Origin of the sequence: Mesobacillus harenae (assembly GCF_013343715.1) — a bacterium.
Classification (GTDB): Bacteria; Bacillota; Bacilli; order Bacillales; family Cytobacillaceae; genus Mesobacillus_A; species Mesobacillus_A harenae.
Genome location: NZ_JABUNR010000005.1, coordinates 143,659 through 162,966 on the forward strand (window position 1 = coordinate 143,659; position 19,308 = coordinate 162,966).

The 19,308-nt window shown below is 40.8% G+C and carries 22 protein-coding genes, 1 tRNA gene and 1 pseudogene; 11 read left to right on the forward strand and 13 right to left on the reverse strand.

The genetic code is table 11. The features are described 5' to 3' along the window. Positions 1-157: 157 nt before the first annotated feature. The 4 genes and pseudogenes from HRJ06_RS08105 to HRJ06_RS08120 form a co-directional block, all read right to left on the reverse strand. Positions 158-427 (reverse strand): hypothetical protein, encoded by a 270-nt coding sequence (locus tag HRJ06_RS08105; protein WP_174731609.1) that lies wholly within the window; start codon positions 425-427, stop codon positions 158-160. Positions 428-576: 149 nt separating this feature from the next. Continuing rightward, positions 577-1,002 (reverse strand): annotated as a pseudogene (locus HRJ06_RS08110) (AhpC/TSA family protein); the annotation flags it as partial. Positions 1,003-1,208: 206 nt separating this feature from the next. Continuing rightward, positions 1,209-2,756, reverse strand: a complete 1,548-nt coding sequence (locus tag HRJ06_RS08115; RefSeq protein WP_174731615.1) for an acyl-CoA carboxylase subunit beta — start codon at positions 2,754-2,756, stop codon at positions 1,209-1,211. A 93-nt stretch (positions 2,757-2,849) separates the two neighbouring features. Further along, a complete protein-coding gene (locus HRJ06_RS08120; protein WP_174731618.1) occupies positions 2,850-3,848 on the reverse strand; it encodes an NAD(P)H-dependent flavin oxidoreductase in 999 nt (332 codons plus the stop codon). 181 nt (positions 3,849-4,029) lie between these two features. On the opposite strand from HRJ06_RS08120, the gene HRJ06_RS08125 reads away from it, so the two are divergent. The 4 genes from HRJ06_RS08125 to HRJ06_RS08140 all read left to right on the forward strand — a co-directional run bounded on the left by HRJ06_RS08125 (position 4,030) and on the right by HRJ06_RS08140 (position 5,868). Then, positions 4,030-4,332 carry a hypothetical protein gene (locus HRJ06_RS08125; protein ID WP_174731622.1) on the forward strand — a complete coding sequence of 101 codons (303 nt, stop codon included), beginning with the start codon at positions 4,030-4,032 and terminating at the stop codon, positions 4,330-4,332. A 54-nt stretch (positions 4,333-4,386) separates the two neighbouring features. Then, positions 4,387-4,551 (forward strand): hypothetical protein, encoded by a 165-nt coding sequence (locus tag HRJ06_RS08130; protein WP_174731625.1) that lies wholly within the window; start codon positions 4,387-4,389, stop codon positions 4,549-4,551. 455 nt (positions 4,552-5,006) lie between these two features. Further along, positions 5,007-5,429, forward strand: coding sequence for a DUF1801 domain-containing protein (locus HRJ06_RS08135; RefSeq protein ID WP_174731628.1), 423 nt, complete (start codon positions 5,007-5,009; stop codon positions 5,427-5,429). A gap of 142 nt (positions 5,430-5,571) precedes the next feature. Beyond that, positions 5,572-5,868 carry a hypothetical protein gene (locus HRJ06_RS08140; RefSeq protein ID WP_174731630.1) on the forward strand — a complete coding sequence of 99 codons (297 nt, stop codon included), beginning with the start codon at positions 5,572-5,574 and terminating at the stop codon, positions 5,866-5,868. A gap of 435 nt (positions 5,869-6,303) precedes the next feature. Here the strand turns inward: HRJ06_RS08140 and HRJ06_RS08145 are convergent, their stop codons facing one another. Continuing rightward, positions 6,304-7,125 carry an EcsC family protein gene (locus HRJ06_RS08145; RefSeq protein ID WP_174731633.1) on the reverse strand — a complete coding sequence of 274 codons (822 nt, stop codon included), beginning with the start codon at positions 7,123-7,125 and terminating at the stop codon, positions 6,304-6,306. Between the two features lie 293 nt (positions 7,126-7,418). Next, positions 7,419-8,030: an NAD(P)H:quinone oxidoreductase gene (wrbA, locus tag HRJ06_RS08150; RefSeq protein ID WP_174731636.1), complete on the reverse strand. Its 612-nt coding sequence runs from the start codon at positions 8,028-8,030 to the stop codon at positions 7,419-7,421. A gap of 254 nt (positions 8,031-8,284) precedes the next feature. Between wrbA and HRJ06_RS08155 the strand changes: the two genes are divergently transcribed. Further along, positions 8,285-8,818, forward strand: coding sequence for a YceI family protein (locus HRJ06_RS08155; RefSeq protein WP_174731639.1), 534 nt, complete (start codon positions 8,285-8,287; stop codon positions 8,816-8,818). Between the two features lie 55 nt (positions 8,819-8,873). On the opposite strand, the gene HRJ06_RS08160 is transcribed toward HRJ06_RS08155, so the two are convergent. Continuing rightward, positions 8,874-9,053 (reverse strand): hypothetical protein, encoded by a 180-nt coding sequence (locus HRJ06_RS08160; RefSeq protein ID WP_174731644.1) that lies wholly within the window; start codon positions 9,051-9,053, stop codon positions 8,874-8,876. Between the two features lie 400 nt (positions 9,054-9,453). Between HRJ06_RS08160 and HRJ06_RS08165 the strand changes: the two genes are divergently transcribed. Next, entirely contained in the window at positions 9,454-11,535 is a 2,082-nt protein-coding gene (locus tag HRJ06_RS08165; protein WP_174731647.1) for a transglycosylase domain-containing protein, read from the forward strand. Positions 11,536-11,698: 163 nt separating this feature from the next. Here the strand turns inward: HRJ06_RS08165 and HRJ06_RS08170 are convergent, their stop codons facing one another. The 3 genes from HRJ06_RS08170 to HRJ06_RS08180 all read right to left on the reverse strand — a co-directional run bounded on the left by HRJ06_RS08170 (position 11,699) and on the right by HRJ06_RS08180 (position 14,794). Further along, positions 11,699-12,643, reverse strand: a complete 945-nt coding sequence (locus tag HRJ06_RS08170) for an ABC transporter permease (protein ID WP_174731650.1) — start codon at positions 12,641-12,643, stop codon at positions 11,699-11,701. After that, positions 12,640-13,581: an ABC transporter ATP-binding protein gene (locus HRJ06_RS08175; protein ID WP_174731653.1), complete on the reverse strand. Its 942-nt coding sequence runs from the start codon at positions 13,579-13,581 to the stop codon at positions 12,640-12,642. The genes HRJ06_RS08170 and HRJ06_RS08175 overlap by 4 nt, the downstream gene beginning before the upstream one ends. A 166-nt stretch (positions 13,582-13,747) precedes the next feature. Beyond that, positions 13,748-14,794: a sulfite oxidase gene (locus HRJ06_RS08180; RefSeq protein ID WP_174731656.1), complete on the reverse strand. Its 1,047-nt coding sequence runs from the start codon at positions 14,792-14,794 to the stop codon at positions 13,748-13,750. A 142-nt stretch (positions 14,795-14,936) separates the two neighbouring features. Here HRJ06_RS08180 and HRJ06_RS08185 point away from each other — a divergent pair, with 142 nt between their 5' ends. Continuing rightward, positions 14,937-15,389 (forward strand): small multi-drug export protein, encoded by a 453-nt coding sequence (locus HRJ06_RS08185; RefSeq protein WP_174731659.1) that lies wholly within the window; start codon positions 14,937-14,939, stop codon positions 15,387-15,389. Between the two features lie 142 nt (positions 15,390-15,531). Here the strand turns inward: HRJ06_RS08185 and HRJ06_RS08190 are convergent, their stop codons facing one another. Together HRJ06_RS08190 and HRJ06_RS08195 are read right to left on the reverse strand one after the other, a co-directional pair. Next, positions 15,532-15,801 carry a hypothetical protein gene (locus HRJ06_RS08190; RefSeq protein ID WP_197969886.1) on the reverse strand — a complete coding sequence of 90 codons (270 nt, stop codon included), beginning with the start codon at positions 15,799-15,801 and terminating at the stop codon, positions 15,532-15,534. Positions 15,802-15,909: 108 nt separating this feature from the next. Then, on the reverse strand, positions 15,910-16,125 hold the full coding sequence (locus HRJ06_RS08195) for a hypothetical protein (RefSeq protein WP_174731662.1): 216 nt from the start codon (positions 16,123-16,125) through the stop codon (positions 15,910-15,912). Between the two features lie 493 nt (positions 16,126-16,618). Here HRJ06_RS08195 and HRJ06_RS08200 point away from each other — a divergent pair, with 493 nt between their 5' ends. Beyond that, a complete protein-coding gene (locus tag HRJ06_RS08200; RefSeq protein WP_174731665.1) occupies positions 16,619-17,629 on the forward strand; it encodes a permease in 1,011 nt (336 codons plus the stop codon). Positions 17,630-17,640: 11 nt separating this feature from the next. Further along, entirely contained in the window at positions 17,641-18,582 is a 942-nt protein-coding gene (locus HRJ06_RS08205) for a TIGR03943 family putative permease subunit (protein ID WP_174731669.1), read from the forward strand. A gap of 79 nt (positions 18,583-18,661) precedes the next feature. Here HRJ06_RS08205 and HRJ06_RS08210 read toward each other — a convergent pair. Beyond that, positions 18,662-18,735 (reverse strand) — tRNA-Arg (locus HRJ06_RS08210). A gap of 134 nt (positions 18,736-18,869) precedes the next feature. Here HRJ06_RS08210 and HRJ06_RS08215 point away from each other — a divergent pair. After that, positions 18,870-19,073, forward strand: coding sequence for a hypothetical protein (locus HRJ06_RS08215; protein ID WP_174731672.1), 204 nt, complete (start codon positions 18,870-18,872; stop codon positions 19,071-19,073). Further along, positions 19,074-19,268 (forward strand): YwbE family protein, encoded by a 195-nt coding sequence (locus HRJ06_RS08220; RefSeq protein WP_174731674.1) that lies wholly within the window; start codon positions 19,074-19,076, stop codon positions 19,266-19,268. The last annotated feature ends 40 nt before the right edge of the window (positions 19,269-19,308 follow it).

Sequence of the window (19,308 nt, forward strand, 5' to 3'; positions counted from 1 at the left end):
ATCTCATCATTTTTTCAGGGAATGGTCAAAACACACCGCATACTCTTGGTTGACGAAGTTTCCTGTTATAAACTACGCTCGCTTTTTTTCATTAAGATAAAGGATCAAAACAAGCAATCCAAGCATTCCAAGAATATAAGTGCCATTCCGGTTGATCCTAAAGCAGGAAATTGATAGTTGATTCATGGGCATAAACCGCTTTCAAATAGTGGTTCGTCTGGTCTTCAACCGCAGAATTCGGTGAAACTCCCTTGATTTCATAATACTTTGTGCCTTTTTTAAAGCCATTGGAGGCATTGCCGAAATATTCGCCTGTCCTTTCATTTACACCTCTTTTAACTTTACCAAAGACTTCTCCGACTTCCTTTACTTCTTCCTCCGTTACCTCATAGACGTTTCCTTTCCAGACAACGAAGGTATACGCCATACGCCCAGCTCAATGCCACTGCTGGACTCGTTCCCAAATGAACTAAGATAATCAGCAGAAGATCAGCCTTTTTCAAAGTGCACCTCCTTTTAACAGCTAATAAAGAGCACTGCTGAATTTATCAGCAGTGCTCTAGTATGCGCCTTGAATCATTTCACTTTTTCTAAAATGGTTGAGATCGAAGCATGATCCTCAGGAGAAGAATCGATATGACTCCAGATGACCTTTCCGTTTTCATCATAAATCCATGTTCCGCCCTGAATATAAATATCTTGAGATTTCATAGCCTCTTGGACAATTTGTTTCTGGCTTGGATCGGCTGGCATAAAAGCTTTTGTGCCGCCCTTTAACAGGCCAACTGCAGCCTTTAATAGGAGCTTAGGCTTTGCCATTGTAATGTGTCCCATGTTTCGATAAAGCTGGCGGCGAGGGTCCCCGTAAATTTCAAAGGGATATGGACCGAATGCATCGATAAATTTTTCGAGAAATTCCCGTTTTGACGGGGTTAGGACGATGACCTGAAACCCTGTGGCTGTAAGTTCAGGATGATGTTCACGCAACTGCGTGAGTACTTCTCGACAAACTGGTCAGCCGGGATAGCGGGCAAAGACTGCAATTGTTTTTTTATCATGAATCACATCTTTGAAAGCACGATCCTCATGAAAAGGACGCTCTAATTTAAACTCCATAATATAGCCTCCATTCAGCTGTGTACAAAACTTATACCTACATAGTATCACTTGCCATTAGAGGATACGAGCTTCAGGTTTTAACGGATGGATTATATCCCCGTCGGCCAGGTTGCCAAAAGCCGATCACTTTTCTCCCTTTTCGAGGTTAAGAGAAATTCGAGCGACTGGCAAAGGAATTTCCGGGTATCGCGCGGCTCAATGACATCATCGATCAGGTGCTTAGCAGCTGCCTTATAAGGTGAACTATCAAACGACCAGTGATTTAACAATTGCTGGCGCATTTCCTTAGGGTCTTCCGCTCGGGCCAATTCTCTGCCAAACACGACATTAATGCCAACTTCCGGTCCTGTAAAATTGATTTCCGCAGATGGCCAGGCAACCACTAAATCTCCACCCATGCCCGGACCGTTCATATTTCCATAGGCTGCACCTATGCTTTTCCGTATTACAACTGAAATTTTTGGAACAGTTGCTAATGCAAGAGCCTGGTTCCACACCATGATTTTTGTTGGCATTTTCGCCTTTTCCGCTTCACTGCTGATTCTGAATCCCGGTGTATCATGCAGGAAAATTAGTGGAATATGATAGGAATCACAAAGGCAAATAAACTCTGTAGCCTTTTGGCACTCTTGTGGTCCTGGTGCCCCAGCAAACTGGTTTGGCTGGCTGGCGATAATTCCGACCGACTGGCCATTTAGATGGGCAAATGCTGTAATCAATGCTTTACCAAACTTAGATTGCATTTCAAAGAAAATCCCGTCATCAACAATCTCTTTAATAATTTTTTTCATATCATAAACGCGATTGCTTTTAGGCGGAAGAATATTTAAAACCTCATCAACGGACCGATACGGATCATCATTGCTAAGCCTGACTGAAGGGCGTTCATTACTGTTTTGCGGCATATATGAAAAGAACGTCTTAAGCTGATCAATGCACTCATCCTCTGTGGACCCATTGTTGTCGATTTGGCCGGTATGTTTATTATGCATATCAACCCCGCCGAGTTCATCTGGAGTCAATTTTTGTCCATTCGCGAGCTCGAGCATTCTTGGACCAGCAATCGCCATGCATGTGCCTTGTAGCTGGGTAACAAAATCACTGCCAACCGCCATCCAGGTTGGCCCGCCGAAGCTGTCACCGAGGATTGCTGACATGGTAGGTACCTGCCTGTGATGAGTAAGCATTTCCCTTGGGAAAAGCTTGTCGCTGATTCCGTCAGAGCCCATTCCATCCGGCATTCTAAGTCCTCCGCCCTCATTTAGAAAAAACATAGGAAGCCCGTTTTTCACGGCAAACTCATGAATACTTCTCGACTTTCGAATGTGAACATTTCCCTCCGTTCCGGCAAAAACCGTTTTATCGCCAGCCTCAATCACTGCCGGGCGCCCATTTACCTTCCCAATTCCCGCTATCAGTCCGTCTCCGTAGCTTTTGTGCTCCTGCCCACTGACGTCGGATGTATTCAACATGCCCAGTTCCATGAATGAGCCTTGATCAGCTAGCTTTTCAATCCGTTCCCTGGCTGTAAGCAAGCCCTTTTCATGCTGTACCTTTATCTTGTCCTGTCCTCCACCTAGCAGTGCCGCTTCTTTTTTTTGTTTAAGCTCTTCCGTAAGTTCCTGTACTGTTTTCATACTTTTTCCTCCTTGGAATGTTAGCATTCTAACCGGTTAGTATAATTTCGTTAAAAGAAAAGCCTAATCCAATCGAGGATTAGACTTTAGTGTCTACTTAACTGGCAAACTAGTAAGTTTGGCAGTCTGATTATTCAAACGCGTTAAAGCTGCCTGGTATTCACTTTCGAGCTGCTTAATGATATTCGCTGCCGAATCAATCTTTTGGATTGCGCCAACTCCATGACCAGCCGACCATATATCTTTCCAGGCTTTAGCGTCTGTATCCTTCTGCATGCTGTCAAAATTAACGCTGTCTTTCTTTGCCAGACTCTCAGGATCAAGCCCAGCTTTAACGATGCTTGGCTTAAGCATATTCGCATTGACCCCTGAAAAAGCATCTGTAAGCACAATATCTTCCTGGGAAGCTTCGACAAGCATTTCACGATATTCATTATCCGCAATACTTTCAGTCGCAACAATAAAGCGTGTTCCCATGTAAGCAAGGTCTGCCCCAGCTGCCTGCGCGGCCAAAATGCTGTCTCCAGTTGAGATGGAGCCAGCCAGAATAACAATGCCATCCCAGAATTTGCGTACCGTATCTACAAACGCAAAGCTGTTAATCTCACCAGCATGGCCTCCTGCACCATTTGCCACTAAAATAAGTCCATCTACACCAGCCTCGGCTGCCTTTTTAGCGAACTTTACGCTGCTAACATCTGAAAAAACTAGCCCGCCATACTCATGAACGATATCCACGACCACTTTCGGGCTGCCGAGCGAGGTAATAACAAGCTGTGGTTTATGTTTTTTAACTAACGCTAATTCTTCCTGAAGGCGGCTGTATGAACTATGTACGACCATATTCATTGCCCAGGGGGCAACTTTCCGGTTAGGTTCGCTTGCTCTCGCAGCCTCAAGATCTTCATTAAGCTGTCCCATCCAGGCGTCAAGCACCTCTATCGGCCGAGCATTTGGAGCGGGAAAGGAGCCTATTACTCCATTCATGCAGCAGGCTTTCACAAGGTCTGGCCCAGATACTAGAAACATCGGAGCGGCAATTGCCGGCAAAGTCATTTGATTCCACCATGTATCAGGTACTTTTTTCACCATAATTTCTCTCCTTTTGGTTCCGAATTTTCAGAATTGCTTCTTATTCTTATCATACAAGTTTCTTGGTTAGTTTTCAATGTTTAAGAAACCGCTTGCAGTGTTATTTATCCTCAACCATTTTTCCCTTTTTAGTGAATAAACGTTATAATTCCCTATAGTAATATATGAAAGGATGTCGACCGTGTCTGTTAATTTTATATCATCATTTATCTATATTTTAATTGTGGGGTTCCTGTTTATATACGTCTTTAAAATTATTTATGATTTTTTATATGGAGAAAACCATGAAAAGCAAAAAAAGAAGCTGCACAAATATTTCAAAGACGAACAAATAAAATCAATTGAGATCATTGAACACCATCCGCGAAACCGAACTCTGTTTCTAATCAAGACAAACAAATATTCAAAACAAATGACATTGAAACCAGGATATAGAATCGAAAAAGGAAATAACAAAGAAACAAAAGGCTCCCGCTGGTTTTAGCGGCAAAAGCGCAAGCGCCTTGAACAGCCCCGACAAGCGCTGGAGGGCCAGAAGATGAAGTCGTTCTTTGACTTCATCAGCTGGACCGAAGCGACTCAAGGGGTTAGGCGCTGGAGCTGGATGAGAGCAAAAGCGCAAGCGCCCGTTAAGCGACGTATGGACTGGAGGACACCGACTGAGATAAAGGAAACACGAAGAGCAATAGCGATTCGATGTTGACTTATCATAGGAAGGTGACCGAAGTACACTAGTCGCTGGGCGCTGGAGCTGGATGAGAACAAAAGCGCAAGCGCCTTGAACAGCCCCGACAAACCTTAATGTGGAGCCGACTGTTTAGCTTCGACAAGCGCTGGAGGGCTTGAAGATGAAGTCGTTCTTTGACTTCAGCAGCTAGGCATCTACCTGAAATGGCTTCTTTGCAGCCTTGCGACGCGGCTTTAGCCGTGGGAGCAGGACTCCCGGGGTTGTTTCCTCTAGTGATGCATAGGCGACTCGAGGACACCGACTAAGTAAAGGAAACACGGAGAACGGAAGCGATTCGATGTTGAAAATAACATGAAATCAGAACTAGTAACGAATAAGGCAAGATCTTAGCTACAAGCAGGTACACTAGTCCTTGATGAAGAAATAAATAATAGATTTACAATAAGCTTCGGTAAGGAGTGTTTGTTTGTATGTATGAGCTAAAAACCAAACAGAACGACAGCGATGTCATTGAGTTTATAGAAAAAGTCGAAAATCCTAAAAAGCGTGAAGATGCTTATGAATTATTAGATATTTTTTCTGAAACGACTGGCTTCCAAGCAAAAATGTGGGGCGACAGTATTATCGGGTTTGGTTCCTATCATTATAAATATAAAACTGGTCACGAAGGTGACGCGCCTCTCGTCGGGTTTTCACCTCGAAAATCCAAAATCAGTTTATATTTTGCAACAGGAGACTCACAAAGAGATGCTTTATTAAAGGATTTTGGAAAACATACTTCAGGGAAAGCATGTGTATACATCAATAAAATAGCAGATATTGATATAGTCGTATTAAAGGCATTAATTCAGCAGTCTGTGACATTTTTGAATGAAACATACCCAAATCCTTAAACCAGCCTTTAGCGTGTCACTAAGCTTGGAGACACATTACCTGAGGTTCATATTTGCAGTAGAATCAAACGACTCATCCGGCGTACTTTCTTTTTAATAAGTAGAAGCGCCGCATAAAATTAAAAGGCTAGGTGGGATATAGGTGTCCAGTCAGTTAGAGGGAGCTTTTTACTTTAGTGTAATGGCATTAGCAATCCTAGTAACTATTACCTTTACCTATTTTATGTTAAAAACCACCAAAAGCTCCAACAAAGTCATTGTTTATTCTTTAATAATAAGCTTATTACTATTTATAACTGCCTGCATATGGTGGGGAATGTTTGCAAGTGATGGATTCAGTCAGGTTTTCGGATGGCTGTTCTACGGGGCTGCTTTTATTTTAGTGAACATAATAACTACTTTGTTGTCACTCAAGAAAAAAAAGGCAAGCGTTCTTTAGTAATTTTAAAAGCACCGCCTATGGCGGTGCTTAGGCTTGTCAACAATTAGTGTTTAAGAGATTTATTTTTACTTGAATGGGTATTTTTCCGGGGCCATTCGCCGAAACTCCGCGCAGCACACTCCTGGGAGTCTCGACTGAGATGAAATGTCGATCTCCCAGGTGTCGATCACCTTCATTCCGCCATTCATCTAGTACTTTTTAAACTGATAAAAAATATGCTTCCCGAGTCCTCTTTAACTAACTTGCCCTATCCAAGTTGCTAGTTTCTTTAAGGTCATAGCAGCAGCCTACACATCGCCTGCATAGGCAATTTTTTAAGAACCCATAAGTTGACCTTTTCATACCACATCCGCTTATACAAAAACACGTTCTATCGTTTCTTTGCGTCTAGCGTATATCCCTTTGCTGTCTTTGTTTGACCCTCGTTATAACTTAGGATTCAATTGCTTTAACTTCGCTTAGCTCTTTAATTCTCTCAACCACTCTGCGCTTTTGGTACAGCATCGTACCTGTTTCAGCAATATCCTCAATCATGGCACGGTTCGTAAATGCTCCAAACACAATTCCAGCGACCGGTACCATTTGAAAGAGCTTCTTCCAGCCAAAATGGTCGCGGTATGTATAAACTACCTCACGCCATCCCTGCAGCTGAGCCATAATTTCATTAGTTTTCTGCTCACCATGGTAAAAGGCTTCTAACTCTTTTAAAATCGTTTCCTTACCTGTTGTATCCGCCGAAGTAAATTGCAGACATTTTACAATAAAAACACGTTCCTGCTTATCGTTAGGATCATAGCCGTGTGCGATGGAAATTTCTTGCAATACTTTTAGAGACATACCAAGCAAAGCAGGTATATCAAGCGCTAAAGTAAAAATGCCTCCAATTCCAGTTGTTGCCCCCTGGACAGCCGCTATTTTCTTCCTGCTTCCAGCAATATCAGCGCTTACCTCCTTCATAATTCCAAGCGAAACAGTTTTGATCTCTTCGCGGCTTTGTATGGACTGCCCCGTTCGTTTTGTTAGTAGTTTATGAACCTGCTTCTCCTGTGTCAAATACTTTCCACCTGTTTGAATGAAACTGCCCAGCTCGTCCAGAAGGGATCCAATCTTTTTATGAATAAAGTTAGGAGTTAACTTGTCGAGAATCTTAAAAGGGAGCCTTCCTATGCGTTCCCAAAACCATAAACCGCTCTGATCTTTTTCCCATTTTTTGATTAACTCCAGTTCTGAGTATAATTCTTCTTTTGACTCCATCACTCTTCCCGCTTTCTATTAAATATTTTATATTCTGTCTATTAATAACTATTCCCTTCATCTTACTCTATAATCTCATTGTTAGGTTTTATAGGTTATAACTTTTTCCATGGTTTGTGTCAAGGAGATGACTGGGAGTAATGAAATTCCTCCCATATTGAAATTTTATCTCTGTGTAGAATGTCCACTTTAGTTGCTATCCTTTAAAATTTGTACTCCAGTACAGAGCTAAAATCCCAACAAAAAAAGCCTCTTTGCCATCGGCAGAGAAGCTTCTATGTTTTGAAGGAAGTTTATTGGTTTCCTTTTCTTACCCATTCAGCGACTGTTACTGTGCGCTTGGCTTGGTGTTTAACAGCGTCTTCTACATTTTCTCTCATGTTGCCATCCTGTTCAACTGTGACACTGGTTCCGTACGGATTTCCACCTGCTCCAAATATAGCCTGGTCAGTGTAGCCAGGTGCAGCAACAATTGCTCCCCAATGGTAGAAGGTTGTATAAAGGGAGAGAATGGTGGCTTCCTGGCCGCCATGCGGGTTTTGGGCGGATGTCATTGCACTGACTACCTTATTCGCAAGCTTGCCGTTGAACCATAGCCCTCCCGTTGAATCAAGGAATGCCTTCATCTGTGCTGGCATATTCCCAAAGCGAGTAGGAACGCTGAATATGATCGCATCTGCCCATTCTAAATCATCAAGACTTACTTCAGGCACATCCTTGGTTTCTTCGATGTGAGCCTTCCAACGAGGATTAGCCTCCAAAGCAGATGGAGGTGCAGTTTCTGGAACTCTTAATACATTCACCTCTGCACCTGCTGCCTTTCCACCTGCTTCCGCCCATTGTGCCAGCTTGTAATTCGTACCTGTGGAACTATAATAAATCACAGCTAATTTTATATTGGTCATACTTTTTCTCCTTTTCACTTAGTTTTTCGTTAACTTCTCTTTTAAACCCATTGTTACTATGCCAATTACCTAGAAAAATATACAATTCAAAAAAATAAATTGAATTAGGGTGAATGGTTAGGTAATTTTTCCTTTATAGTTATTTTTTTCAGTTAATTTTGGTTGACATTCTATTTTTAACAGCATATAATTTATCTTGAATTAAGTTATCTTGAATCCGAGATAAATAAACGCATTTAAGGGGAGAAAATAAAATGGCAAAGACAAAATGGACAATTGACGACACACACAGCTCAATCGAATTTTCTGTAAAACACATGATGATCGCAAACGTTAAAGGAGCTTTTAATGATTTCGAAGCTTCTGTTGAAGCTGATCCTGCTGATCTTACAACTGCTGATATTCAATTCACAGTTCAGTTAGCGAGCATTGATACCCGCAATACAGACCGTGATAACCACCTTCGTTCTGCTGATTTCTTTGACGTAGAAAACAACCCTACTATGACATTTAAATCAACAAACATTGTTAAAAAAGATGAGGGTGAATACGACGTTACCGGCGATCTAACGATCAACAATACAACTAAATCAGAAACTTTTGCAGTTACTTTTGAAGGAGAAGGGAAAGATCCTTGGGGTAATGAAAGAGCAGGATTTAGCGGTACTGGAGCCTTAAACCGCAGTGATTATGGCTTAACATGGAATGCAGCACTTGAAACAGGCGGAGTTCTTGTTGGAGATAAAGTAAAAGTAATTCTTCAATTTGAAGGAATTAAAGCTCAATAGGTTAAGAGATTTGCAGGCTGATTACTCACAACTATTTTAAAAATGAGACCCTTCCTTAAATCGAAGGGTCTCTTCGATATTTCTGAAATTTATCTTTTACTGTGTGAATGATTCTTTTTGCTCTATACTCTCTTGCCCTGGGGCCCAGCACATATCTTGCCCACAATAAGTGGATAATTTCCTCAACTAAAATGAACGCGATAAACGGTCCAACAATCCACATCCAAATCACCATCATAAGCCCCCTTTTTGGATAATTTACCCTATTCCTTATTTTACCATAGAATGTATAAATCTTTAAATTTCACTTTCTATTATAAATTAGGAGGTATTGCCTGTTTTTCACAGGATCTCACTCCATTCCCTCTCTAGATTAATCGAATAGCGCTAAAAGTAATTCCTTAAAAGTATGAAAAGATTTCCGTATCTATGAGTATGCTTTAGGCCATTTTAAACAAGGTGAAAACTATGTAATAGAGCATTCTTTAAAAATAATATATAATTTGATGATAGCTCCAAAGTTAAAGTGAAACCCACCAGCCAAAGAAAACGTATATAGTATAGATGCACCTGGGTAAAAAGATTGAATAAACAATGCGGTTCAGGAAAATAGTTTCCTCGAGCCAGGGGGTATTATGGAAAAGATAAAGCAGCAATTAATTAGGATTTGGGAAACAATTGTCCGCTTCTGGAAGAAAAAACACATTACACAAATCTTACTTTTGACAACATTGGTAATCATCCTGCTGACGATTCTCTACTTCGCGTTTTTGGCAAGCCGCGTGAATGTCCAGCAGTTAAAGGATGGGTTGAGCCAGGCAACTCTTGTATATGATAAAGATGGCAATGAAGCCACCGCTGTTGGAACAAACCGTACTAAGGGAATGAAAATGGCTGAATTGCCTGAGCATGTACCTAATGCTGTCATTGCTATTGAAGATGAACGCTTTTATAACCATAATGGATTTGATTTAAAAGGGATTTTTCGCTCCTTTTTAAATAACTTGCTTGCTGGCAGGATTACTGGCGGCGGAAGTACCATCACTCAGCAACTGACTAAAAACGCTTTGCTCTCACCGGAAAGGACTTATAAACGGAAGGCAGAGGAGTTATTTTTAGCGGTAGAAGTTGAGAAAGCTTACAAAAAAGATGAGATTTTAGAAATGTATCTGCACCAGGTTTATTTTGGCGGCGGAGCCTGGGGGATTGACCGGGCGGCAATTAAATATTTCAACAAAGATATTAAAGACGTCACGATAAGTGAGGCTGCCCTGCTTGCCGGACTTTTAAAGGCTCCATCCTCTTTAAATCCGTACAATAACTTTGAAGGTGCGATCCAGCGAAGAGATCTTGTTCTCGGCAATATGAACAAACTCGGAATGATTACCGGGGAAGAATATGAAAAAGCCAAAAACGAACAAATCAATCTTGAAGACGGCGGCGGGAGCCTGGTGAAGCGTCAGTATAAATACTATGTGGATGCAGTACTTGATGAAGCGACCTCAAAGTATGCCTTAACCCAAGAAGAAATTCTTACGAAGGGCTATCAAATATACACTGAACTAGATCCAGCTATCCAGACCAGCCTTGAAGAAGTGTATGAACGGGATTCATTGTTTCCTCGTAATAAAGGCGGGACACTTGTTCAGAGTGGGGCCGTTCTTCTCGATCCTAAAAACGGTGGTGTTCGCGGCCTTGTTGGCGGACGTGGAGAACATGTTTTCCGCGGCTTTAACCGGGCAACCCATATAAAAGCGCAGCCTGGTTCAACGATGAAGCCCCTAGCTGTCTATGCTCCCGCACTCGAGGATGGGTATCATATCACGTCAGAGCTTGTAGACGAAAAAATGTCATTTGGCAATTACGAACCAGAGAATTTCACAAAGCAATATCAAGGTGAGGTGCCAATGTATAAAGCCGTCGAAGATTCGATTAACATTCCCGCTGTTTGGCTGCTAGATCAAATAGGTCTTGAAAAAGGGATCTCATCCGTAAGAAAGTTTGGAATTCCTGTTTCTAAAGAGGATGAGAATTTAGCCCTTGCACTCGGCGGGATGCATAACGGCGTCTCACCTCTGCAAATGGCCGAAGCTTATTCTGTGTTTCCGAATGAAGGGAAAAGGCGTGACAGCCATTTTATAACAAAAATTGTTGGTCCGACCGGCGAAACTATTGCTGAACATAAACCAAAAACAACATCCGTTATTTATAGCTCTACGGCTCGTGAAATGACTTCTCTCCTATTAAACGTTGTTGAAACTGGTACAGGCCAAGCTACCAATATTGATGGTGTTCAGATCGCTGGTAAAACGGGATCGACACAGCTCCCGTATGCTGATATACAAGGCACGAAGGATCAGTGGTTTGTCGGTTATACACCGAATATAGTTGGGGCCATTTGGCTAGGTTTTGACACCACCGACCGAGAGCATTATCTGCCAAGCAGCAGCTCACAGACGGTTGTTCCGATTTTCAAAGAGATTATGGAGGGCACCCTTCAGCATATTGAGCCTGGAGAATTTGATGTGAAATCAGTGAATGAACGACTTAAGGAAAATCGTCGTCCTGATAAAATTCTTAAGGAAAAAGCGGAAGAGCTTGAAGAAAAGCTAAAGGAAGAAAGCTCAAAATGGAAAGAACGCCTGAAAAATGGATTTGAAGAATTAGAGGGTATTGGAAAGAAATTAAAAGACGAACTAAATAATATTCAAAATTAAAGCTGCTCGGGGATATTAGAAGAAATCAGAGCAAGTTTAACAGCCTTAAGAAAAGGACCAAATCCATTGTGATTTGGTCCTTTCTCAATCCTTGGTAGAAAGGCGTCTCTCATAAAAAAAACAAACCGCTAGGACTTACTCCAAGCGGCATTTGGTGTTATCTTTAAATACTTATATCTCTCTTTTCGAAAAACCCAAATGTAATAATCATGAATGCTGCATAGTAAACGCCCAATATAGCAAGTGAAAGGGGCAATGTAATATTACCAAGAATCTCATCCTGAAGAGCATACACAGTTAAGTCCAGATGGGGAAATATGAGAAACTTTGCCCAGGCAAAGCGATCAGCAAGCATAACGATAATTCCGCCAAGCGTCGATGAAAAGAATAGAACAAAAATTCCAATCCCCACTGCTAGGGCCTGACTTTTGAATAAAGTAGACAGCATGAATGATATGGTCATGATCATCAGTAAACTCGGCAGGTAAAAGATGATTTTCTGAAAGAATTGCGGTCCAGCCTCTGATACCTTTTGCCCATCAATTCCCATTTCGAATACTTTCGTATTAAAATCCCCGCTCCCAAACATAATGAGTCCGATTAAGTACCCCGCAGCAATTAGTACGGATACAAGCAAGAATGAGTACATAACTACACTTATATATTTTGACAAAAGGATTTTCCAGCGCTGATGAGGCCGGATTAGCAGCTGCTTAATCGTTCCATCCGAAAATTCAGCAGCTACATTCCCGCTGCAAACAATGACCACAAATAAGGTCACAAGTGCGCTAACACCAATAACAACTTCATTCATAAAATCCCAGTTATTTTTCGCGTTTGGATTTATATTTTCTTCAAGATAATATTCTAATTGTTCAATCCGGCTTTCAAGCCACCGTCTGTCCATTTCACTGGATTCATTAAGCTGTGTATTTAATGATGCCAGCTCTGCCTGGCTTTCTGCCTGCCAATTCTGATTATCGTCAGGTCCCATTTTTTGATAGAAAATGCCGCCAATCAGAATTGCTAAGATGATAGCTGCTAGATATACCCAGCTGGACTTTTTAGCGAACGTTTTCATCCATTCGTTCCGGATTAATGCCATCATAATGTTTGCCCCACTTTTTCTTTATTCGTCAATTCCAGGAATCTGTCTTCTAAAGTTGCTTTAACACTGCTAATTTCATATACATTTATCTCGTTCTCTACCAGCAGGCGATTCGCTTTTGCAATAGATTCCTTATCCATCTTTATCGTAATAAAATTGCCCTTAATCGCTTTTATTTCATTTACAAACTTAGCCTCCTTGAAAAGCGCAAGTGCGTTTTCTGCATTGCTCGTTTCAAACGTGACCTCTCTCTCAGCCTGCTCCTGTTCACCGATCGATTCATTCATGGTAGATATATGAATGAGCTTCCCTTGCTCGATAATCGCAAACCGGTCACACATCAACTGCATTTCTGAAAGTAGATGAGAGGAAACCAAAACCGAAACACCCTGTTCTGTAAGCTGGCGAAGGTAATCACGGAATTCCCTGATCCCTTGTGGATCAAGGCCGTTTGTCGGTTCATCCAAAATGAGAATACTAGGGTTATGTAAAAGTGCCTGTGCCACACCGAGACGCTGGCGCATTCCAAGAGAGTAAGTTTTGACCTTCTGATTGATGGCCTGTTCTAGTGCTACAAGCTCGGTTACCTGTTGAATTCTTTCAGCAGGAATCTTCTGAATGGCCATATTAGAATAATGAAGCAAGTTTTTATACCCGCTCATATATTTATAGAATTCAGGATTCTCCACTATCGCACCAATTTCACTCATTGCCTCTGTAAAAGATTCATCTAAATTATGTCCGTTAATGATAACTTCTCCGGCAGTCCGGTTAATTAACGAAACAACCATCCGAATAATCGTCGTTTTCCCTGCCCCATTTGGTCCAAGTAAACCAAAGATTTCCCCTTTTTCAATCGTAAAACTGACACCGTCAACAATTGTTTTTTTACCAATCTTCTTTGTTAACGAATGCACCTCAAGTGCATAATTTGACATCTAATTCCCCTCTTTCTTTTTTATACTAGCTTGCTGTTCGCCCATATTAATACATACGAACAAAACACGGTAAAAGTTGCAAAAACTGATTAAAAAGTTACTTTTTACTCTTTCACATTCTATTCCAAACAGAAAAGCGCAGTTATTACCTGCGCTTTTGTATTCTTTATTTTATTTTTATGTTAATTTCTGAAATCTGGTTGTACCCATACCCTTTTTTATTCCACATTGCCTTATCAGGCTGGACAAAGCCTGCAGAGTCGACTGCCCTTACTTTAATCTTATACTCACCTTCCTGTTCAGCCTTCCATTCGTGCCGCCAGGATGACCAGCTATATCGAGAGCCTTTGGTCAAGGTTGAATCAGTCCAATTTACTCCTGAATCCAAGCTGACCTGAACTTTCGTAATTTCGCCTGAACCACTCCATGCAACTCCTTTAATTTCATGGGTTCCTTTTTCAAGAATCGCCAAATTTAGGGGCTTTTGAATCGTTGAATTCACCTTAACGGCTGTAACTGGAAATGGTTTCTGATCCTTCGGGTAATAGACATAATCATCCGTTTGGAAAGGCCCTTGAAATTTTGTATCAATTACTCTGATGGTTTTTAGCCATTTAACAGATGCCATCCCGTACCAATTCGGAACAATAAGCCGCAGCGGGTACCCATGCTTGCCGGGAATTGGCATGCGGTTTAGTTCATAGGCAATGATTGTATCAGGATGCAAAGCTTTAGCCAATGGCAGGCTTCTCGCATAACGGATTGGCTGTGGGTATCCAGGGTGTTTCCCCTTATCATGGGCTTCAAATACGACTTCTTTTGCTCTTTCAGATAATCCAGTTTGCTCAAGTATCAATCTAAGAGGAACACCCCTCCATATTCCTTGGCTAATTGCACCGTCCTCCCACTGCTCACCAGCTACCTTCGGCTCAAACTTGGAGCGTTTGTTACCTGCACATTCCAAGACCGTTTCAATTGTTTGGGCTGGGAAGTTAAATAAATCCCGAATGGAAAAATGATAGGGGCGCGTCACGCTTCCAAATACTGAAAGAAAAAAATTATCATCTGATAATAAGGGGTAACGAAAATGATTTCTTCGATAAAACAGTTTTTCCGGTGTAACGGTATTACTTAGAAATTGGATCGGCGTCTCCTGGTTTTCCGGTGACAAACTCCTTGTGATCAAGTGGGGGTTGCCCTGACGAATTTGCAAGAAGTTTCCTCCTCAGTTTTTTTCACTCCTAAAAATTCCTTTTAAAGTATATGTTCTTGAACCTTGGCAATTGTCTAAACTTGATAGGAATATAATCAAACCTGTAAGATTATACCGGAAGGCTGTTGGGGGGGGAAGCATTATGAGCTGGTTTTTAGCCATATGGGAATATGTATTTGTATTTATTTTAGCGGCTATCCCATGGATAGAAATCGCAGCAGTGATTCCGTTAAGTATTATTAATGAGATGAACGCCTTCTCAGTCGGCTTGCTTGCCTTCATCGGCAATCTTTCTACAGTTTATTTGCTAGTGATTTTCTTTGAGAAATACCAAGAATGGCGCGTGCGGAAAAAAGGTAAACCGTCAAAAAAACAGGCTCGCGGCGAAAAAGTCTGGCGTAAGTACGGGCTGCCAGGCCTTGCATTTCTGGGACCTCTTGTAATTGGGTCGCATATTGCTGCCATAGTAGGATTAGCACTCGGGGCAAAAAAACGGCCGACTCTCTTATGGATGACGATTAGCCTGGCGGTATGGACGCTGGTTTTCACCCTGACATCCGTTTATGCTATTGAATTATTAGGATTTCCAAGGTAGAAATAACAAAAACGACCATTCCTAGCCAGGATGGTCATTTTTTTCTTCAAAGAAGCAATATTTAAATCCGGAATTGATAAGTTGGTAAATAGACTTTTCCCTTACACCCTATTGTTGTAGCTAAACTAATTTTCTCTACGGGTTATGTGTATATTCTCTTAACACCCTTACCAAACCAATGAATATAACCACAGTGTTCACATGTAAGTGTCTCAGCCGACCGGTTTGCAAAATCTAGGTTTAAGAAACTTAAAAAGGCTGTATTTAGCTGTGCTCGTCCGATTGAAAAGGTATCGCAGCCGCACAGCACACATTGGACCTTTATCCCGTTTGCCTCAAATTTCCCCGGTCCCATTGATTTCTTCACATTCTTTGATAATAGCTGCAAAAAGGTTTTGCTTTTTTGGGCCAAACAGTCTCCTCCTCAGTAAAAAACTATATTTGGAATACGAATAGAATGTCATTAGGTTCCGCCCATATGAAAAAGGCAATACCCGATTAATGGATACTGCCTTCTATGCTATTTCTTATGTCGACGATCGGTGTAATCTTCATGATAATGCTTGTGCATAAACTCGCGGTTTTTTGCTGAAAAGAAAAACCCGACAGCGAGTGCAAAAAAACTAAATATGAAGCCGACTGTGAAGCCAAATTGATGGTAGCCCATCACAATACTTACAATTGTCACCAGCATCAGTGTAATTAAAATATAGAAAAGAATGTTCTTAGTTCTCATTAATATAAACCTCCTGGAAAACCAGCGGATTATTTCATCCTGTTCATTTATTTTGCCTATAAGAAGCTTTTTTGTCAATACGCATTGTTTGGAAAATCTTATTTTTAGGCTTTTTTAACGATTATTGCTGGTTAAACAAGTCGTGCTGTACATTCACCGCAGAACAACGAGCAGCTTTTCTCGAAAAAACAATGTACGCAAGAAATATGAAAGCTGTTGGTTAGGTCAACTAACAACGAAATTCACACAGCCAAATAAAAGGAAAGTACTAAATTACCGATCATTTAATAGAGTTAGTATAAGGACAACTGTTTCGCAAAACGGAAATCAAAAAGTTCGTAATACGTAATAATTACGTTTTACAAACTCTCATACTTACGCTATAATTTTTTTGTTATAGGATAATGGATAAATGACTGAACCGTTTGCCACTTGCAATATATTTTACTGAATTCTAGTCAAATGGAATAAAGAACGATACGGAGGAACGCACATGGTCCGCTGGATACGATCGAACATAATTGATTTTACAGGTTTACTGATAATTGGGCTTGCTGTTTACATAGTTTCTTTTGGTTCAATTTTTCAGGAAAACAGTTCGCTTCCGCTAAAAATACCTTCTTCTTTTCTTAATTTAAACACTATTTTTTTAAGCATTCTTATAGAAGCTCTCCCTTTTGTACTTATCGGAGTTGTCATTGCTGGAATTATTCAAATATTTGTTACTGAAGAACATATAGAAAGATGGATTCCGAAAAATAAATTTTTAGCCGTTATCATGAGCTGTGTGGTGGGTGCGCTATTTCCAGCCTGTGAATGTGGTATTGTCCCGATTGTCCGCAGATTGATTGCTAAAGGAGTACCAATTTTTGCTGGAGTAGGCTTTCTCCTAACTGGGCCGCTCATTAATCCAATTGTTATTTTTTCAACTTATATGGCGTTTGGAAACGACTGGAAGATTGCCGGGTTAAGAATGGTCCTGGGCTTTTTTATCGCCATTATGATCGCTTTACTTGTTGCAGTTCTCTTTAAAGGAAACCAGCTAAAAGCATCAGTTACGAATATTTCTATACAAGATTCCGCGAGCAAAAAACCATTTCTAGACAGATTCTGGGATATGCTTAAACATTCTATCGATGAATTTTTTGACATGGGTAAGTATTTAATCATTGGAGCTTTTTTTGCTGCGGCCGTTCAAGTCTATGTCTCTTCAGGAGCCCTTCTTCAAATCAGCAGCGGTTTGATTTCTTCAACAATTGTCATGATGGCACTTGCTTATATATTATCTCTTTGTTCAGAGGCTGACGCTTTTATCGGGGCATCCTTTAAAAACCTTTTTCCGACCACTGCCATTCTTGGGTTTTTAATTTACGGGCCGATGATTGATTTAAAAAATACGTTTATGATGCTCAGCGTGTTTCGCTTTAAATTTGTAATTTCGTTGATCTTATTAATAACGGTGACTGTGCTTACTACCTTGGTGCTGTTAAATGGATTTATTTAAGGAGGGCAACTATGCAATTTCATATACAACAGGCTTTTAGAGCCGTTATATTACTCTCTTTCTCTGTTTTAATTTATAAGCTTCATTTCACAGGCGAGATAACTAAATTCATAAACCCTAAATACGAGCTTCTCAGCCAGACTGCGGCCCTCATGTTTTTAATCTTGTTTTTTATTCAAATAACGAGAGTTTGGACACTAAAACAAGCTGATTCCCAGCATGACCATAGCGATTGTCACCATGATCATGGACATTGTGATCATCATCATGACCACGGGACAAGCAAGTTTTCCGCAAGAAAATTTGTATCCTATCTGATTGTTGTTTTCCCTCTCTTTACTGGCTTCTTTTTGCCTGCCAGTGTGCTGGATGCTTCGATGGCTGAAAAGAAAGGCGGGATGCTTTTACTATCAAACAGGGAGTCTGCTGGCAAAGAAAATAAGGATGAGGACATTCTTATCGAGCAAGAGGATGATTTGGCTGGAGAATTTCCTATCGAAGATACAAACGAAGCAATTGAACCAGAAGTAATCTCAAATAGTGATTATGAAAATATGATGGCTGAACTTGAAAACGCCCCTGTGATCGAGATGAATGATACCGTTTTTTCCACATATTATGATGCAATCAGCATGGATATCGATAAGTATCAAGGGCGAAAGATTAAATTAAAAGGATTTGTCTACAAAGAGGAGGGTTTTGACCAAGATCAGCTGGTTATTTCCCGCTTCCTGATTACCCATTGTGTGGCAGATGCAAGTATTGGCGGATTTCTTTCTCAATTTAAAGAAGCAGCCGATTTATCAGTAGATACCTGGATAGAAGCTGAAGGTACATTCAGCGTTACCACTTACAATGAACAGCAATTCCCTCTTATTAAGGTGGAAAACTGGAAAGAAATTGAGGAACCCTCCGAACCATATGTTTACCCTATCAGTGTAAAAATAGAATAAAAAGTTTTTCTAAAAAAAAACAAAGCCCTTCTCTGTTTAATGAGAAGGGCTTTATCTTAGCTTGAAGCAAGCTGATTAGTGTCCCAGGCGAGATTCGAACTCACGACCTACAGCTTAGGAGGCTGTCGCTCTATCCAGCTGAGCTACTGAGACATATTTATAGTCTAAAAAACGACGACTAAATCATTATAAAACGGAATGGCTAACTTTTCAAGCATAAGCTTCAGGTTTTAATTAGAGAAGAAATCGATTATACTTATATTAGATGAAAACAGGAGGAATTAATTATGACTGAATCAAAGAATATAGAGCAAAATGAAACACCTAAAAAGAAAATGAGCCTTCAGGAAGCAATTAACCAGAAGCTTGCTAACAAAAAGAACCAGGCTGCTGCCGATCAAGCCAGCTCCAATAACACTCAGTCCATGAAAAAAATGAAAAGCCAGCAAACAAAGAAAGTCAGCAACCAGCGCAGGAAAATGGGTGTCTAAGTGAACGGCCAAAACCGAAAAGACATCACACCAGGTACAGAAGTCGATATTGTCTTGAAAGCTGACCAAAGAACCGGGAAATTGACGAGTGGGATCGTTAAAGATATTTTAACTAAATCCAGTTCTCATCCTCATGGCATTAAAGTCAGACTAACTGATGGACAAGTCGGCAGAGTTAAATCAATTCGTTCTTAATGTTGACAGTTCAGCAACCCGAGTCAGCAGGAAGACTTTC

What these genes read in the sequence shown, in the direction of transcription:
- HRJ06_RS08205 (WP_174731669.1), top strand. Translation starts at nt 17,641, where the DNA reads ATGCAATTTCATATACAACAGGCTTTTAGAGCCGTTATATTACTCTCT.
- HRJ06_RS08105 (WP_174731609.1), bottom strand. Translation starts at nt 427, where the DNA reads ATGGCGTATACCTTCGTTGTCTGGAAAGGAAACGTCTATGAGGTAACG.
- HRJ06_RS08160 (WP_174731644.1), bottom strand. Translation starts at nt 9,053, where the DNA reads ATGGTGATTTGGATGTGGATTGTTGGACCGTTTATCGCGTTCATTTTA.
- HRJ06_RS08120 (WP_174731618.1), bottom strand. Translation starts at nt 3,848, where the DNA reads ATGGTGAAAAAAGTACCTGATACATGGTGGAATCAAATGACTTTGCCG.
- HRJ06_RS08130 (WP_174731625.1), top strand. Translation starts at nt 4,387, where the DNA reads ATGAAGTCGTTCTTTGACTTCATCAGCTGGACCGAAGCGACTCAAGGG.
- HRJ06_RS08135 (WP_174731628.1), top strand. Translation starts at nt 5,007, where the DNA reads ATGTATGAGCTAAAAACCAAACAGAACGACAGCGATGTCATTGAGTTT.
- HRJ06_RS08200 (WP_174731665.1), top strand. Translation starts at nt 16,619, where the DNA reads ATGGTCCGCTGGATACGATCGAACATAATTGATTTTACAGGTTTACTG.
- HRJ06_RS08115 (WP_174731615.1), bottom strand. Translation starts at nt 2,756, where the DNA reads ATGAAAACAGTACAGGAACTTACGGAAGAGCTTAAACAAAAAAAAGAA.
- HRJ06_RS08195 (WP_174731662.1), bottom strand. Translation starts at nt 16,125, where the DNA reads ATGAGAACTAAGAACATTCTTTTCTATATTTTAATTACACTGATGCTG.
- wrbA (WP_174731636.1), bottom strand. Translation starts at nt 8,030, where the DNA reads ATGACCAATATAAAATTAGCTGTGATTTATTATAGTTCCACAGGTACG.
- HRJ06_RS08175 (WP_174731653.1), bottom strand. Translation starts at nt 13,581, where the DNA reads ATGTCAAATTATGCACTTGAGGTGCATTCGTTAACAAAGAAGATTGGT.
- HRJ06_RS08185 (WP_174731659.1), top strand. Translation starts at nt 14,937, where the DNA reads ATGAGCTGGTTTTTAGCCATATGGGAATATGTATTTGTATTTATTTTA.
- HRJ06_RS08170 (WP_174731650.1), bottom strand. Translation starts at nt 12,643, where the DNA reads ATGATGGCATTAATCCGGAACGAATGGATGAAAACGTTCGCTAAAAAG.
- HRJ06_RS08145 (WP_174731633.1), bottom strand. Translation starts at nt 7,125, where the DNA reads ATGGAGTCAAAAGAAGAATTATACTCAGAACTGGAGTTAATCAAAAAA.
- HRJ06_RS08215 (WP_174731672.1), top strand. Translation starts at nt 18,870, where the DNA reads ATGACTGAATCAAAGAATATAGAGCAAAATGAAACACCTAAAAAGAAA.
- HRJ06_RS08165 (WP_174731647.1), top strand. Translation starts at nt 9,454, where the DNA reads ATGGAAAAGATAAAGCAGCAATTAATTAGGATTTGGGAAACAATTGTC.
- HRJ06_RS08155 (WP_174731639.1), top strand. Translation starts at nt 8,285, where the DNA reads ATGGCAAAGACAAAATGGACAATTGACGACACACACAGCTCAATCGAA.